Below are 15157 nucleotides of genomic sequence, written 5' to 3' on the forward strand. Positions count from 1 at the left end.
ATCTTTTGAGACGAGTTTCGAGACGGTGAAGCAGGGGTGAAACGGACACGCCTGCGTCTCACCTCCGGCGTCTCATTAACGATGGTTTCTGAGACGTCCCGGCTTGCTCACGCTGCGCCACGCGCACCTGTTCCCGGCCTCCGCGTCGGCACGGCTCGCGCGCTCCCCCTGGGGGTAATGCCTGCGTCGGTCCCGCCAGGACCCACCGGGGGTGCCTTCCTCGGACCGTGTACGGGTTTGAGAAATCCCCAGACGCCTTCCGACGCTCCTTCGGATCCTGCACACGCGGAGGCCGCCGGAGGGGCCCTGGACGCATCCCTGCCCCTGCGAAGCGAGCGCCAGCACCGTGAACCTGATCACTGTTCAGGAACCTGGCGTCACAAACAGCCTCAATCTCAGGTACATGCCTATGACAGGGAAAACCACAGGAGGGGGACCGGACATGGAAGAGCACGTCTGGCGGCGCGCATTGCTGCGCTCCGACATGCCAAGGGAAGCAAAGCTTGTCGGGGTCACCATGTCGCTCTACGGCGACTACGACACAGGCACCAACGTACGCCCGTCGAACGGGCTGATAGCCCAGCACCTGAGCTACGGCGGCAAGACGCCGGAGCAGAGGGTTAACCGGCTGGTGAGCAAGCTGCGGGAAGCAGGCTGGCTCACCAAGACCGGCAAGATCCCTGACGGTCCCGTCATCTACCGGCTGAGCATCCCCGAAGAGGGCATGTCTCAGACGACATACAACATACCTAACTCTTCTACTAGGGGGCCTTCAGCCCCCTCTAGTAATGATAGCCCTAATATCCAAAACTCTAATAAGGCGGGCCTCGAGCCCGCCATTAGTAGAGGTAGGGCTAAGAAAAAGCTTAATAGCCTAGGTTCCGACTACGTCAGTATTATGCCTAATAACTATGACTATGGGGCCGTCACTGAACGGCCCAGGCAACAAGAAGAAGCGCCGTTCTAACGGCGCATTGAGTGCGCGTATCCGCCTGAGTTGCACCTAGGACACAACACAGCCCAGGAAGCCTCTTCGGGCCCTGGGCTGTCCATGCTCCACCAGGGGTCACCGAAGGGCCCTGTGCGCGTCTCAGGCGCCCGAGCGCCCACCAGCCGCAAAGGGTCCCCAGCCCGCCGAGGCCCCAGAAGGGCCCGCGCAGGCCCTTGAAGCACCCAGCCCCGAGAGGGAGCTAGCAGGCGACGCAGAGACACAGAAAGCCCCCGGGTCTAGGAAACCTAGTCCGGGGGCCATCGTCAGGAGGGCTGCGAGGGGTTCCGCAGGAGCGTGAAGCCATCAGCGGCGAAGGCGCTGGCAGAGATATCCTTGGCCGCCGCATAAGCAGCAACTTCGGCCTCCTCGGCGCGCATCTTCGCCATGGAGGCTTGACTCACAGCCGTCACCCATTCCGGCCAACCAGGCTCAACCATGCCCGCAGAAACATCCCTGACACGCTTTTTCAAATCATCTCCGACATAAACCATGACGGCCGGGGCCTTATGCGACCCTCCTAGGTGAATTCGGAAACCGGACTTCCGAAGGAGATCTCCCCTGTCCATCAGATCCTTACTTTCCCACTGCTGGCGATAGGTCACGCCCATCGGGATTTCGGAGTATCCAGAGGGGATCACAGGTTCAGCCTCCAGCTTCGCGATGCTGGCTGCATGCTCTTCCATGTTTGCAGTCAAGGCATTGATTACTGCCAGAGATTTAGCGACAGCAATTGACTGAGTCAGATTCTCAAGAGCTGTCTTTAGCTCTGCTATCTCCGAGCTGCGATCGACTCCTGAAACGAAGGTCCGCTCAACAACCTCAAGGTCCCCCACCCATCCCAGGAATATTGAGGTAATCAATTTGTCCGTAAGCTCCACCGGAAAAGACTTCGAAAGCTGGCAGGCTTTAGCCTTGTACGTACCGCTACGGTCACGGCACACGTAGTATTGATACTCCTGCTTGCCGCTGTTCCGATTCCGGGTGTTGTGGCGGTACATTGGCGCACCACATTTACAGAACAGGACCCCGATCCACGGGGTTACTGCCTTCTGTGATGTGCGACCATTTCCTTTCCGCTTCTCCAACACGGTTTGCAGCTTGTCGAACTCCGCACGCGTCAGGATCGGATCCGCCCATACAACGGGCAGGCCGTTGGTCTGCTTGCGTATCTCACCTTTGTGTATCGCACAGCCAAGGATTGCCGGATTGGTCAGCACGCCACGAAGAGAAGTAGTTGTCCACTTGATGCCGCGCACCTCAGTCTTCGACTGAGAACGCCCAGCTTTCTTGTTCACATACCTCTGATGGTCGCTAGGGGAATGAACCCCTTCAGCGTTCCAGCCATTGGCAATCGACCGCAGGGACTCCCCCTTGTTGACCAAGCGGTCATACGCTTCACGAACTCTGACGGAAGAAACGGGGTCGAGAACCAGCTTCTCCCGCATCGCACCGTTGTGCTCAATCAGCGTGGTGCGGTATCCGTAGGGCCACTTCCCACCGGGCCATAGATTCTGCGAACGGTAGTACTTGGTCTGATTGAGCTTCTTCGTCTGGACAGCCTTCCGGTATTTAGCTGCACCCGATGCCTTGAAACCAGCAATGGTTCTGCCGTCTTCCGTCGTCAGATCCAACGACGGGTCGTCAAGAACAATTACCGTCTTCTTGTTCTCCAGCACCCAGGCAACGAATTGCCACCAGTGAATGTCGTCACGGGTTATTCGGTCCTGGGTCGTCACCATCAGCGCTTCCCACTCGTTCACGAGTGGTTCCTTGAGCCACTTGCCGAGAGACTTTCGCTTGTCCAGGTTGACCGCGCCGGAAACACACGAGTCCTCTACCCACTCAACGATTTCGTGGCCGCCTTCGCGGCAGGCTTCCTCCAGTTCGACGCCCTGGCGCTCCAGGGCCGACGACTCTTCGGTATCGCGACTGATGCGCTTGACCGGCAGTACCCGCATAGTGGTCGGTCCTCCCCCTCAAGGTGGGCATGTGCCCAGGTGGGACCGTACACACAGTTGGGAAGAGCGCAGAATCAACGGGTTGATCTGCGCGGCCATGCGTTTAGCTTGCCATGCCGCGTGCGCGGAGATCGCCCGGGTCCACCGCGGGTCCGTTGCCGCCCACGGCGGGAGCTGCCGCCGGGGGTGGTCCTCGAATGCCGGACGGGCTGGGTTCCGCGAACCGTAGCAAGCGTCCTCAGCCCGTCCGGCGCTTCGAGGACAGGCAGCGGAGCCGCGAATCGGACGCGGCCGGGAAGGGCGGGGGCCTGGGAAAACCCGCAGGAGCCCCGCACGCACCGGCGTACCGTCCGTCAGGACACCCGGCGCAGCAGCGCGAGGTACATCGCGTCCGTGCCGTGCAGGTGGGGCCACAGCTGGACGTCCGGGCCCTCGCCCAGCGCCGGGACTCCGTGCATCAGAGGCCGCGCGTCGATCCACTCCGCGTCCACGCCCTGCCGCTTGAGGACGTCCTCCACGACGGCGCGTGTCTCCGCGGGGTGCGGCGAGCAGGTCGCGTAGCCGACGACGCCGCCGACGCGTACGGCCCGCAGCGCCTCCCGCAGCAGGTCGCGCTGGAGCGGCGCGAAGCCGGCGAGGTCCTCGGGACGGCGGCGCCAGCGCGCCTCCGGGCGCCGCCGCAGGGCGCCGAGCCCGGTGCAGGGCACATCGACGAGTACGCGGTCGAAGGTGCCCTCCCGCCACGGCGGGCGGGTGCCGTCGGCGGCGATGACCTGGTACGGCCCGGGGTTGCCGGCCAGGGCCCGCTCGACGAGCCGCGCGCGGTGCGGCTGCTTCTCGGAGGCCAGCAGCGCGGCGCCCCGCCGGGCGGCGAGCGCGCCGAGCATGGCGGCCTTGCCTCCCGGGCCCGCGCAGCCGTCCAGCCAGCGGCCGTCGGAGCCTTCCAGCGGAGCGTTCGCGAGGGCGAGGGCGACCAGCTGGCTGCCCTCGTCCTGGACGCCCGCCCGGCCCTCGCGCACCGCGTCCAGCGCGCCGGGCTCGCCGCCCTCGGCGAGCCGCACCGCGTACGGCGACCAGCGGCCGGGCAGCGCCGACTCCTCGCCGACCGCCGCCAGCAGCTCCTCGGGGGTGGCCCGGCCCGGGCGGGCCACAAGGGTGACCTCGGGCCGTTCGTTGTCGGCGTCGAGGAGGTCCTCGATGCCCGCGCGGCCGCCACCGAGCGCGTCCCACAGCGCGGAGACGATCCACCGCGGGTGCGAGTGCACGACGGCGAGGTGCTCCTCGGGGTCGTCCTCGTAGGGCGGGGCGACCTTCTCCAGCCAGCCGTCGAGGTCGTGGGCGGTGATCCGGCGCAGGACCGCGTTGACGAACTTCGCCCGGCCGTCGCCGAGCACGACCCGTGCCAGCTCGACACTGGCCGACACCGCAGCGTGGGCCGGGATGCGGGTGCCGAGCAACTGGTGCGCGCCCAGGCTCAGTACGTCCAGCACCGGCGGGTCGACCTCGCGCAGCGGCCGGTCGACACAGGACGCGATGATCGCGTCGTACGTCCCCTGGCGGCGCAGCGTCCCGTAGACCAGCTCGGTGGCGAGCGCGGCGTCGCGCGCGTCGAGGCCGCCCTGCTCCTTGCCCTTCTCACGGGCCTTGCGCAACAGGGGCGGCAGCACGAGGTTCGCGTACGCGTCCCGCTCGTCCACGGCCCGCAGCGCCTCGAAGGCGAGGATCCGTACCGGGTCCTTCTTGGGCCGGCGGTGCGGTTTTGCGGGGCGGCGAGGGGCCTGATCGTTCACGAAAGGTGCTCCGGGGCGTAAGTGGTGAAGGGTCCAGCGTACGCGGTACGGCGTGGGCGTCCTCGCGCGCCCGCGTCGGCCGCGTCCGGCTCGCCCGGCGTCCGAGGACACCGTCGGCGGCGGTGGTGCGGACGGACCTGCCCGCACCCGGCCTGTGAAGCTGCGGAAACCCGCTAGCCGGCGGAGCCGAGCCGCTCGCCCTCCACGATGCGAACCCCACGAGCCCAGTCCGCGGCGGCCATCGGCTTCTTGCCCTGCGGCTGCACCCAGAGCAGCTGCACCGCGTGCGAACCCGTGCCGACGTGTACCGAGTTCTTCGCGGCCGCGATCTCCCCGGGCGCGAGGCCGTCGCGGTCGGGCGTGGGCGAGACGGCCATCACCTTCAGCCGCTCGCCGCGGAAGACCGTCCACGCGCCCGGCGCGGGCGCGCACCCGCGCACGACGCGGTCGACGCGCAGCGCGGGCGCGGACCAGTCCAGCCGGGCGTCCTCGACCTGGATCTTCGGCGCGAGGGAGATGCCCTCGGCGGGCTGCGGGACCGCCTCGAGCGTGCCGTCCTCGATGCCGTCCATGGTGGCGCTGAGCAGCCCGGCGCCCGCGAAGGCGAGCCGGGTCAGCAGGTCGCCGCTGGTGTCGGTGGGCCGGACCTCCTCGGTGAGCACGCCGAAGACGGGCCCGGAGTCCAGGCCCTCCTCGATCAGGAAGGTGGAGGCCCCGGTGACCTCGTCACCCGCGAGGATCGAGTGCTGGACGGGGGCGGCGCCGCGCCACGCGGGCAGCAGGGAGAAGTGGAGGTTGACCCAGCCGTGCGCGGGGATCTCCAGGGCGGCCTTGGGCAGCAGGGCGCCGTAGGCGACGACGGGGCAGCAGTCGGGGGCGATCTCCCGCAGCCGGGCGAGGAAGTCCGGCTCGCGCGGCCGGGCGGGCTTGAGCACCTCGATGCCCGCCTCCTCGGCCCGCTGGGCGACGGGGCTGGCGACCAGCCGGCGGCCGCGCCCGGCGGGGGCGTCGGGCCGGGTGACGACGGCGACGACCTCGTGGCGGCCGGAGGCGATCAGGGCGTCGAGGGCGGGGACGGCGACCTCGGGGGTACCGGCGAAGACGAGCCTCATGGGTGACGAACTACCTCTCCTCGAGCGCCGAGCGGAACAGCCCACCAGTCTAGAGGCCCCGGGATCAGGGGGCGTACGAGCCGCTGCCGCGCCCCATTCCGGCGGATGTGCGCCCCCATACCGTGACCCGGCGGGCCGTGGCGCGTTGTGGTCAAGAGAGATTGACCGGAACGGGCCGCTGCCGCGGCCCGCTTGCGTTGGATGTCAACTCTCGCCCTTTTTTAGTCCTTTTACCCCGCCGGTCCGAGAGGCTTCTTCATGGCCGACCACGCAACCCACGACGCCCAGGCACGGGCCAGCCTGCATCTTCTGGTCCGGGACATCGAGCGGGTCCGCAGGCAGGTGGACGCCCTGCGCACCCTCACCGCCCAGTTGGGCAATGTCTACCGCCCCCGACGCACCGGCCCCTCCGCCGGCTTCGTCGTCTACGGGCGGGCACCCGCACCGACCGTCCGGCTGGCCCAGGAGCTGCGGGACAGCGTCGAGACGCTGGTGACCGCGGCGGTGGACTTCGACCGCTCGCTGGGCTTCTCGTGGGACGCGGTGGGTTCGGCGCTCGGGGTCACCAAGCAGGCGGTGCACCGGCGTTACGGCGCGCGCCGCTCCAGCGGGCAGGCCACCGGCGAGGGCACGGAGACCGTCCGTACGGCCGAGCCGTCCGCCGTGCCGGTCGTGCCCGCCGCCCGCACCGTGCCGGGCCAGTCCACCGTAGCGCGCGACGAGCCGCGCCCCCCGGCCTTCCCGGGCCCGCGCAACGGCTGAGCGGGCCCCGGCGGCGCGTCAGCCGATGTCCGGCGGATCGATCCGCAACCGCACCGGCTCCCCGTCCCGGCGAGCGAGCCGGGCCGCCTGGGCTCTCTTGAGGGCCGCGGCCAGCGCCGCGCCGCGGCCGGGGCGCACCCGGAGCAGGGCCCTCTCCCACCGCTCCCCCGGCGGCGGGTCACCGGGGCGCCGCGGGCGGCCCGCGGCCGTGACCGGCAGGGGCACCGGCCCGAGCACCTCCGCGTCCTTGGGGAGCTCCGCCGCGGCGAGCAGGTCGGCGACGTCCTCCGGCGGGCCGGAGACCGATGCCATGCGGGAGACCGGGGGGAAGCCGAGCTCGGCGCGGTCGGCGAGCTCCCGCATCGCGTGCCCGGCGGGATCCCAGCGCACGAGCGCCTGCACGGGCCGCAGCGTGGGCTCCGCGACCACGACGACGACCCCGCCGTCCTCCTGCCCGCGGACGAGCGCCGCGGCGGACAGCCAGCGCCGCAGAGCCTCCTCCCCCGCCCGGAGATCGGGGAAGCCGAGCAGGGCCCAGCCGTCGAGCAACAGGGCCGCGGCGTAACCTCCTTCGGCGACGGGCTCCGCGCCGGGCGTGGAGACGACGATCGCGGGCCGGTCGGGCACCGTGTCGAGGATGTGATCCCGGCCGGACGTCCGTACGGGCACGGCCGGGAAGGCCCGGCCGAGCTCCTCGGCGGTGCGTCGCGCGCCTACCACCCGGGCCCGCAGCCGGGAGCCGCCGCACTCCGCACAGTGCCAGCCCGGAGGGGCCTCCTGCCCGCACCAGCCGCAGCGCAGCGCTCTGTCGGCGTCGCCGGCCTCCAGGGGGCCGGCGCAGTGCCCGCACCGGGCGGGCTCGCGGCACCGCTCGCAGCCCAGGCGGGGCACATAGCCGCGGCGCGGCACCTGGACCAGCACCGGCCCGTGCTTGAGCCCCTCGCGGGCGGCCTGCCAGGCGTGGCTGGGCAAACGGGCGGCCCGCGCGGCAGCGTCGCGGGCCTCGTCGGTGTCGCCGACGGTCCGCACGGCCGGGGCGACGGCCCGCACGGTCTCGCGGGCCGCGGCGAGCGGCAGGGCCCATCCCGTGTTGACCAGCTGGGCGGCCTCCACGGTGCAGCCGAAGCCGCCGAGCAGGAAGGCCGCCTTCTCGTGGACCGCGCGCTGCACGAGCACCTCGCGGGAGTGCGGGTGGGGGGCGTTCTGCGCGCTGTGGCTGCCGTCCCCGTCGTCCCAGACGGCGACGAGCCCGAGGTCCCGCACGGGCGCGAACATCGCCGCACGCGTGCCGACCACGGCCCGCACCGAGCCCCGGCTGACCGCGAGCCAGCGGCGGTAGCGCTCCTCAGGCCCGAGCTCGGCCGTCAGCAGCACGTGCAGCCCCTCCCCCAGGAGCTCCCCGAGGGCGGCGTCGACGCGCGCGGCGTCCCGTCCGTCCGGCACGACGACCAGCGCGCCGCGCCCGGTCGACAGCGCCGCGGCCACGGCCCGCGCGAGCTCCTGCGGCCAGTGCGGGCCGGGCAGTGCCGTCCACACGGCCCGTGGGCTGTCCCCCCGGGCCACGGCGTCGAGGAAGGCGGGCCCGGTGGGATAGCGCGCCCAGCTCCCGGCCTCCGGCATCCCCGGCGGGGGCAGCGGCGCGGGCGAGGGCTCCGCCTCGATGCGGGCATGCCGGGGCGGCACGGCCAGCTGCAGCACATCGGCGAGCGAGCCGGCGTACCGGTCGGCGACCGCCCGGCAGAGCTCGTAGAGCGCGGGGCTGAGCACCGGCTCAGGCGAGAGCACCTGGGCGAGCGCGGCGAGCGGCCCCTGATAGGCGGACTCGGCGACCCGCTCGACGATATAGCCGTCGAGCAGCCCGCCGCCTTCCCGCCGCCCCTCCCGGACATTGCGCGTGCCGGCCCCGAAGCGGACCCGGACGCGCGTGCCGGGCTGGGCGGCGGCATCGAGCTCCGCGGGCACGGCATAGTGCCAGAGCTGATCGAGGTGGACGGGGCCCTTGTCGACGAGCACCCGGGCGATGGGCAGCTCCTTGGCGAGCGGCGCGCCGCGCCACGTGCGCGGCTTGGCCTTGGGTGCCTTGGCCTTCGCTTCGCGCACGCTCTCCCGGATCAGCGCGAGCTGTTCGCCCTGCTCCGGGGTACCGCCCTGAGACCGCCCGTTCTCCCTGCTCACAGCCACAGTCCTACCAGACCCCACTGACAACGCCGGGCGGACTGGGGATCCAGTCCGCCCGGCGTCGAGGACAGCGGTGACCGGGGCGTCGCCCCGGGTGCGGGACCTACAGCCCCGCGGCCTTCTTCAGCGCCTCCACACGGTCCGTCCGCTCCCACGTGAAGTCGGGGAGCTCGCGGCCGAAGTGGCCGTACGCGGCGGTCTGCGCGTAGATCGGGCGCAGCAGGTCCAGGTCGCGGATGATCGCGGCCGGGCGGAGGTCGAAGACCTCGGAGATCGCCGTCTCGATCTTCTCGACGTCGACGGTGGCGGTGCCGAAGGTCTCGACGAACAGGCCCACCGGCTCGGCCTTGCCGATCGCGTACGCGACCTGCACCTCGCAGCGGGTGGCCAGACCGGCGGCGACGACGTTCTTGGCGACCCAGCGCATCGCGTACGCGGCGGAGCGGTCGACCTTGGACGGGTCCTTGCCGGAGAAGGCGCCGCCGCCGTGGCGGGCCATGCCGCCGTAGGTGTCGATGATGATCTTGCGGCCGGTGAGGCCGGCGTCGCCCATGGGGCCGCCGATCTCGAAGCGGCCGGTCGGGTTCACCAGGAGGCGGTAGCCCTCGGTGTCCAGCTTGATGCCGTCCTCGACGAGCTCCTTGAGGACGTGCTCGACGACGAACTCGCGGATGTCGGGCGCCAGCAGCGAGTCCAGGTCGATGTCGGACGCGTGCTGGGAGGAGACGACCACGGTGTCCAGGCGCACGGCCTTGTTGCCGTCGTACTCGATGGTGACCTGGGTCTTGCCGTCAGGGCGCAGGTAGGGGATGGTCCCGTTCTTGCGGACCTCCGACAGGCGGCGCGACAGGCGGTGCGCGAGGTGGATCGGCAGCGGCATGAGCTCGGGCGTCTCGTCGCACGCGTAGCCGAACATCAGGCCCTGGTCGCCCGCGCCCTGCTTGTCGAGCTCGTCCTCGTCGCCCTCGACGCGGCTCTCGTACGCCGTGTCGACGCCCTGCGCGATGTCCGCGGACTGCGCGCCGATGGACACCGACACGCCGCAGGAGGCGCCGTCGAAGCCCTTCTTGGAGGAGTCGTAGCCGATCTCGAGGATCTTGTTGCGGACGAGCGTGGCGATGGGGGCGTAAGCCTTCGTCGTCACCTCGCCGGCGACGTGCACCAGGCCGGTGGTGATCAAGGTCTCGACGGCGACACGGGAGGTCGGGTCCTCTTTGAGGAGAGCGTCGAGAATGGTGTCGCTGATCTGGTCAGCGATCTTGTCGGGGTGACCCTCGGTCACGGATTCCGAGGTGAACAGGCGGCGGGACACATCGCTCCCTGGGGTTGCAGCGGCTGCTGGCTGATCATTGACGGACCCGGCCGAGAGCTGCGCTCGACGCGGATCCAGAGGCCAGTTTATCCGGCGATCCCGCCGTTAGGACATCCCGTCGCACATCCGCGACGCCGTGACCTGTGATCCCCGCCTCAGCGGGGACCCCGGCGCATCAGGAGAGCCGCTCGGCCACCAGGTCCCAGACCACCTCGGCGAGGGCCTCCTTCGGCCCGTACGGGACGGGGGTCTCGGAGCCGTCAGGGGCGAGGACCACGGCCTCGCTCGCCTCCGCGCCGAAGGTCTTGCGCTCCCCCACTTCATTGACGACCAGCAGGTCACAGCCCTTGCGGGCGAGCTTGGCGCGGCCGTTGGCGAGCACGTCGTCGGTCTCGGCGGCGAAGCCGACGACGATCTGTCCCGGGCGGGCGCGGCCGGCCGAGAGCTCGGCGAGCACGTCGGGGTTGCGGACCAGCTCGACGGGCGCGGGCTCCTGCCCGTCCCGCTTCTTGATTTTGCCCTCGGCGTAGCGGGCGGGCCGGAAATCGGCGACCGCGGCCGCCATGACCACGGCGTCGGCGTCGGCCGCGGCCTTGAGCACGGCCTCGCGCAGCTGTATCGCGGTGCCCACCTGGACCACGTCGGCACCGGCGGGGTCCGGCAGGCCGGTGTTGGCGGCGACGAGGGTGACGCGGGCGCCCCGGGCCACGGCGGTACGGGCCAGGGCGTAGCCCTGCTTGCCGGAGGAGCGGTTGCCGAGGAAGCGGACGGGGTCCAGGGGCTCACGGGTGCCGCCCGCGCTGATGACCACGTGGCGGCCGGCGAGGTCGGCGGCCTGGGAGCGGGCGCCGCGGGCGAGCACCCGGCGACAGATCTCGAAGATCGCCTCGGGGTCCGGGAGGCGGCCCTTGCCGGTGTCGACACCGGTGAGGCGGCCGACGGCGGGCTCGATGACGATCGCGCCGCGGCGGCGCAGGGTCGCCACGTTCTCCTGGGTGGCCGGGTTCTCCCACATCTCGGTGTGCATGGCGGGCGCGAAGACGACGGGGCAGCGCGCGGTGAGCAGCGTGTTGGTCAGCAGGTCGTCGGCGAGGCCGTGGGCGGCCTTGGCCAGCATGTCGGCGGTGGCGGGCGCGACCACGACGAGCTGCGCCTCCTGGCCGATGCGCACATGCGGCACCTCGTGGACGGAGTCCCACACCTGGGTGGCCGCGGGGTGGCCGGAGAGCGCGGACCAGGTGGCCTCGCCGACGAAGTGCAGGGAGGCGGCCGTCGGCACGACGCGCACGTCGTGTCCCGATTCGGTGAGGCGCCGCAGCAGCTCGCACGCCTTGTAGGCGGCAATCCCGCCGCTGACCCCCAGGACGACCTTGGGCTTGTCCATCGCTTCGCTTCTCCCCGCGCTCTCGCACACTTCCGTGGCCTCTACCTACCCCATGACACACCAAGGGCCCGGCAGCTGCTCTGCCGGGCCCTGGATGACGTCGAAGGTGCCGCTCTACTGCGCCGGGGCCTCGATGGCCTCGGAGGTCAGCAGACCGGCGTTGATCTCGCGGAGCGCGATGGAGAGCGGCTTCTCGTGGACGTGGGTGTCCACCAGCGGGCCGACGTACTCCAGCAGACCCTCGCCGAGCTGCGAGTAGTACGCGTTGATCTGGCGGGCACGCTTGGCGGCGTAGATCACCAGGCTGTACTTCGAGTCGGTTGCCTCGAGCAGCTCATCAATCGGCGGGTTGATGATGCCCTCGGGCGCGGTGATGGAAGAGGACACTGTCTGCCTTCCGATGGGGGTGGAGATCAAGAACTCTGGGGTCTGGGGATACCCCCAGTTCAACGGAGCAAGGCTAGCAGCTCGCGCGCCACGTCCTCGACGGAGGTGTTGACGAGCGTCACATCGAACTCCGCCTCGGCGGCCAGCTCGACCTTGGCCGCGGCCAGGCGGCGCTCGATGACCTCGGGCGACTCCGTGCCCCGGCCGGTGAGCCGGCGGACGAGCTCGTCCCAGCTCGGCGGCGCGAGGAAGACCAGCCGGGCGTCCGCCATGCTCTCGCGGACCTGCCGGGCGCCCTGGAGGTCGATCTCCAGCAGCACCGGCTGCCCCGCGGCCAGCCGGTCCAGGACCGGCTGACGCGGGGTGCCGTAGCGGTTGCCCGCGAACTCGGCCCACTCCAGCAGCTCCCCGTTGGCGACGAGCTTGTCGAACTGCTCGTCGTCGACGAAGAAATACTGGACGCCGTCCTGCTCGCCGGGGCGCGGCTTGCGGGTGGTGGCGGAGACCGAGAGCCACACCTCGGGGTGTGCCTTGCGCATGTGGGCGACGACCGTGCTCTTACCGACCCCGGAGGGGCCGGAGAGCACGGTCAGCCGCGGTTGTCTGGCCGGGGATACGGGGGACGTCCCCCGGGAGACTGCAGTACTCATGCAGTGATTATCCCGGTTCCCGGGAGTGCCTGGGAACGTCAGGCGGCCGTGCTGCCGAACTCGCGCTCCAGGGAGGCGATCTGGTTGGAGCCGAGACCGCGCACCCGGCGGCTCTCGGAGATCCCGAGCCGCTCCATGATCTGCTTGGCGCGGACCTTGCCCACACCGGGAAGGCTCTCCAGGAGTGCGCTGACCTTCATCTTGCCGATGACTTCATTCTTCTGGCCCTGTGCGATGACCTCGTGCAGCGAGGCGCCGGAGTGCTTGAGCCGATTCTTGACCTCGGCGCGCTCCCGGCGAGCCGCGGCGGCCTTTTCGAGCGCGGCTGCGCGCTGTTCAGGGGTAAGGGGCGGAAGAGCCACGCCTACGTCACCTCGGATATCGAACTGTCGGATAACGGACCGGTGTGGAACCTAGTCGGCCCACACCTGCGGAGCAACGCGCAACGCGCTTGCACGTTCGCTCTCGTCGGAGACTAGCGGCCGATCCCGCTCCAGTCAGCGAGAACAGACGAAAAGTCCTGGTCAGACTCGCTCGACCAGGACTTTTCCGGACATACTGGCCGACAATTCTTTGCCACGCTCGTCCGGGAACGGCACTAAGCCGCCGTCGGGCCGCCCGATTCCACCGCGGCCCGCACCTCGTCGGCGAACCGCAGGGCGCTCCCGCGCAGCGCGGCGACGTCCGGACCGTGGCGCAGGACACCCCGGCTGACGTTCGGGACGACGTCGCGGACGGCCGCGCCGAAGACCTTCGGCAGGTCGGCGGCGGTCGCGCCCTGCGCGCCGATGCCGGGGGCGAGCAGCGGGCCGTTGATCGCCAGGTCGGCCCCGGCGGCGGCGAGCGAGCCGCTCAGCGTCGCGCCGACGACCGCGCCGTACGAGCCCATGGGCGCGGCGCCCGCGTTCTCGTCCCGCAGGTGGTCCAGCATGGTCGCCGCGACGCTCGCGCCCCCGGTCCGCACCGCGTGCTGCACCTCCGCGCCCTCGGGGTTCGAGGTGAGCGCGAGGACGAAGACGCCGGTGCCGCTCTCGCGCGCCAGGTCCAGCGCCGGGCGCAGCGAGCCGTAGCCGAGGTAGGGGCTCACCGTGACGGCGTCGGAGAAGAGCGGCGAGGCGGGGTCGAGGTAGGTGGCGGCGTACGCGGCCATGGTGGAGCCGATGTCGCCCCGCTTGGCGTCCATGAGGACCAGCGCGCCGGCCTCGCGGGCCTCGGCGACGGCCCGCTCCAGGACGGCGATGCCGCGCGAGCCGAAGCGCTCGAAGAAGGCGGACTGCGGCTTGAGCACGGCCACGCGGTCGGCCAGCGCCTCCACGACCGTGTGCGTGAAGCGCTCCAGACCGGCGATGTCGTCGGTCAGGCCCCAGTCCGCGAGGAGCGAGGCGTGCGGGTCGATGCCGACGCAGAGCGGGCCACGCTCGTCCATGGCCCCGCGCAGCCGGGTGCCGAAGGGTTCGAGGGTCATGCGGCTGCCTTCTTCCGGGTCTCGGCGCCGACGGCCTCGGCGAGGGTGGCGTACGGGCTGGCGGCGAGTCGCTCGGCCAGGCCCCGGTGGATCTCCCGGCACCAGAACGGGCCCTCGTAGATGAAGGCGCTGTAGCCCTGGACCAGGGTCGCGCCCGCCAGGATGCGCTCCCAGGCGTCGTCGGCGGTCTCGATGCCCCCGACCCCCACCAGCGTGATCCGGTCGCCCACACGGGCGTACAGGCGGCTCAGGACCTCCAGCGAGCGGGCCTTGAGGGGGGCGCCGGACAGGCCGCCCGCGCCGATGGCCTCGACGGTGCGCTTCGGGGTCGTGAGCCCGAGGCCGTCACGGGCGATGGTGGTGTTGGTGGCGATGATGCCGTCCAGGCCGAGCTCGACGGCGAGGTCGGCGACGGCGTCGACGTCCTCGTCGGCGAGGTCGGGGGCGATCTTCACCAGCAGCGGCACCCGGCGGGTGGTCACGGTGCGGTCGGCGGCCTCGCGGACGGCGGCCAGCAGCGGGCGCAGGTGGTCGACCGCCTGGAGGTCGCGCAGGCCCGGCGTGTTCGGCGAGGAGACGTTGACCACGAGGTAGTCGGCGTGGGCGGCGAGGCGCTCGGTGGACGTGACGTAGTCGGCGACGGCCTCCTCCTCGGGGACGGCCTTGGTCTTGCCGATGTTCACGCCCACCGTCGTACGGAAGACGGGGTTCCGGGCCGCCAGGCGCTCCGCGACGGCCGCCGAGCCGTCGTTGTTGAAGCCCATGCGGTTGATGAGCGCGCGGTCCCCGACGAGGCGGAAGAGGCGCTTCTTGGGGTTGCCGGGCTGCGGCTGGGCGGTGACGGTGCCGATCTCGACGTGGTCGAAGCCGAGCATCGCCATGCCGTCGATCGCGGCGGCGTTCTTGTCGAAGCCCGCGGCGAGCCCGAAGGGGCCGTGCATCCGCAGGCCCAGGGCCTCGGTGCGCAGCGCCTTGTGGCGGGGGGCGAGGACGGCCGCGACGAAGGTCCGCAGGACCGGCACGCGGGCGGCGGCGCGGATCCAGGCGAAGGCCAGGTGGTGGGCCTTCTCCGGGTCCATGCGCTTGAAGAGCAGGTCGAAGAGGAGACGGTACATTTCAAGCCTTCTTGGGCGGGGAGGGGCGAGGGGCTCGCGAAGAGGGGGACACC

At 70.9% G+C, this 15157-nt stretch carries 13 protein-coding genes; 2 read left to right on the plus strand and 11 right to left on the minus strand.

The window, feature by feature from the left end:
* Window positions 1–346: 346 nt before the first annotated feature.
* Window positions 347–967 (plus strand): hypothetical protein, encoded by a 621-nt coding sequence (locus ACH427_RS25110; RefSeq protein ID WP_398872746.1) that lies wholly within the window; start codon window positions 347–349, stop codon window positions 965–967.
* A gap of 287 nt (window positions 968–1254) precedes the next feature.
* Here ACH427_RS25110 and ACH427_RS25115 read toward each other — a convergent pair whose 3' ends face one another.
* The 3 genes from ACH427_RS25115 to fmt all read right to left on the minus strand — a co-directional run bounded on the left by ACH427_RS25115 (window position 1255) and on the right by fmt (window position 5851).
* On the minus strand, window positions 1255–2949 hold the full coding sequence (locus ACH427_RS25115) for a recombinase family protein (protein ID WP_398872748.1): 1695 nt from the start codon (window positions 2947–2949) through the stop codon (window positions 1255–1257).
* Between the two features lie 353 nt (window positions 2950–3302).
* Entirely contained in the window at window positions 3303–4739 is a 1437-nt protein-coding gene (locus ACH427_RS25120) for an RsmB/NOP family class I SAM-dependent RNA methyltransferase (RefSeq protein WP_398872750.1), read from the minus strand.
* Window positions 4740–4912: 173 nt separating this feature from the next.
* On the minus strand, window positions 4913–5851 hold the full coding sequence (gene fmt / locus ACH427_RS25125) for a methionyl-tRNA formyltransferase (protein ID WP_398872752.1): 939 nt from the start codon (window positions 5849–5851) through the stop codon (window positions 4913–4915).
* Window positions 5852–6109: 258 nt separating this feature from the next.
* On the opposite strand from fmt, the gene ACH427_RS25130 reads away from it, so the two are divergent.
* Entirely contained in the window at window positions 6110–6613 is a 504-nt protein-coding gene (locus ACH427_RS25130) for a hypothetical protein (protein ID WP_398872754.1), read from the plus strand.
* 18 nt (window positions 6614–6631) lie between these two features.
* On the opposite strand, the gene ACH427_RS25135 is transcribed toward ACH427_RS25130, so the two are convergent.
* The 8 genes from ACH427_RS25135 to ACH427_RS25170 all read right to left on the minus strand — a co-directional run bounded on the left by ACH427_RS25135 (window position 6632) and on the right by ACH427_RS25170 (window position 15104).
* Window positions 6632–8788: a primosomal protein N' gene (locus ACH427_RS25135; protein ID WP_398872756.1), complete on the minus strand. Its 2157-nt coding sequence runs from the start codon at window positions 8786–8788 to the stop codon at window positions 6632–6634.
* 106 nt (window positions 8789–8894) lie between these two features.
* On the minus strand, window positions 8895–10103 hold the full coding sequence (metK, locus tag ACH427_RS25140; RefSeq protein ID WP_398872758.1) for a methionine adenosyltransferase: 1209 nt from the start codon (window positions 10101–10103) through the stop codon (window positions 8895–8897).
* Between the two features lie 175 nt (window positions 10104–10278).
* Entirely contained in the window at window positions 10279–11487 is a 1209-nt protein-coding gene (gene coaBC, locus ACH427_RS25145) for a bifunctional phosphopantothenoylcysteine decarboxylase/phosphopantothenate--cysteine ligase CoaBC (protein WP_398872760.1), read from the minus strand.
* A gap of 114 nt (window positions 11488–11601) precedes the next feature.
* Window positions 11602–11874, minus strand: a complete 273-nt coding sequence (gene rpoZ / locus ACH427_RS25150; RefSeq protein WP_004948662.1) for a DNA-directed RNA polymerase subunit omega — start codon at window positions 11872–11874, stop codon at window positions 11602–11604.
* A gap of 59 nt (window positions 11875–11933) precedes the next feature.
* Complete coding sequence (gene gmk / locus ACH427_RS25155; RefSeq protein WP_398872763.1) at window positions 11934–12524, minus strand: guanylate kinase; 591 nt, start codon at window positions 12522–12524, stop codon at window positions 11934–11936.
* 38 nt (window positions 12525–12562) lie between these two features.
* The gene (locus ACH427_RS25160) at window positions 12563–12886 is read right to left on the minus strand and encodes an integration host factor (RefSeq protein WP_398872765.1); all 324 of its coding nucleotides are present in this window, start codon (window positions 12884–12886) and stop codon (window positions 12563–12565) included.
* 236 nt (window positions 12887–13122) lie between these two features.
* Entirely contained in the window at window positions 13123–13989 is an 867-nt protein-coding gene (pyrF, locus tag ACH427_RS25165) for an orotidine-5'-phosphate decarboxylase (protein WP_398872767.1), read from the minus strand.
* Window positions 13986–15104: a quinone-dependent dihydroorotate dehydrogenase gene (locus ACH427_RS25170; protein WP_398872769.1), complete on the minus strand. Its 1119-nt coding sequence runs from the start codon at window positions 15102–15104 to the stop codon at window positions 13986–13988. Before ACH427_RS25170 ends, pyrF begins: the two co-directional genes overlap by 4 nt.
* Window positions 15105–15157: the final 53 nt, after the last annotated feature.

It is taken from the genome of Streptomyces sp. NPDC020379, from assembly GCF_044387105.1.
GTDB lineage: Bacteria > Actinomycetota > Actinomycetes > Streptomycetales > Streptomycetaceae > Streptomyces.

What these genes read in the sequence shown, in the direction of transcription:
- fmt (WP_398872752.1), bottom strand. Translation starts at nt 5,851, where the DNA reads ATGAGGCTCGTCTTCGCCGGTACCCCCGAGGTCGCCGTCCCCGCCCTC.
- coaBC (WP_398872760.1), bottom strand. Translation starts at nt 11,487, where the DNA reads ATGGACAAGCCCAAGGTCGTCCTGGGGGTCAGCGGCGGGATTGCCGCC.
- ACH427_RS25130 (WP_398872754.1), top strand. Translation starts at nt 6,110, where the DNA reads ATGGCCGACCACGCAACCCACGACGCCCAGGCACGGGCCAGCCTGCAT.
- pyrF (WP_398872767.1), bottom strand. Translation starts at nt 13,989, where the DNA reads ATGACCCTCGAACCCTTCGGCACCCGGCTGCGCGGGGCCATGGACGAG.
- ACH427_RS25115 (WP_398872748.1), bottom strand. Translation starts at nt 2,949, where the DNA reads ATGCGGGTACTGCCGGTCAAGCGCATCAGTCGCGATACCGAAGAGTCG.
- ACH427_RS25170 (WP_398872769.1), bottom strand. Translation starts at nt 15,104, where the DNA reads ATGTACCGTCTCCTCTTCGACCTGCTCTTCAAGCGCATGGACCCGGAG.
- gmk (WP_398872763.1), bottom strand. Translation starts at nt 12,524, where the DNA reads ATGAGTACTGCAGTCTCCCGGGGGACGTCCCCCGTATCCCCGGCCAGA.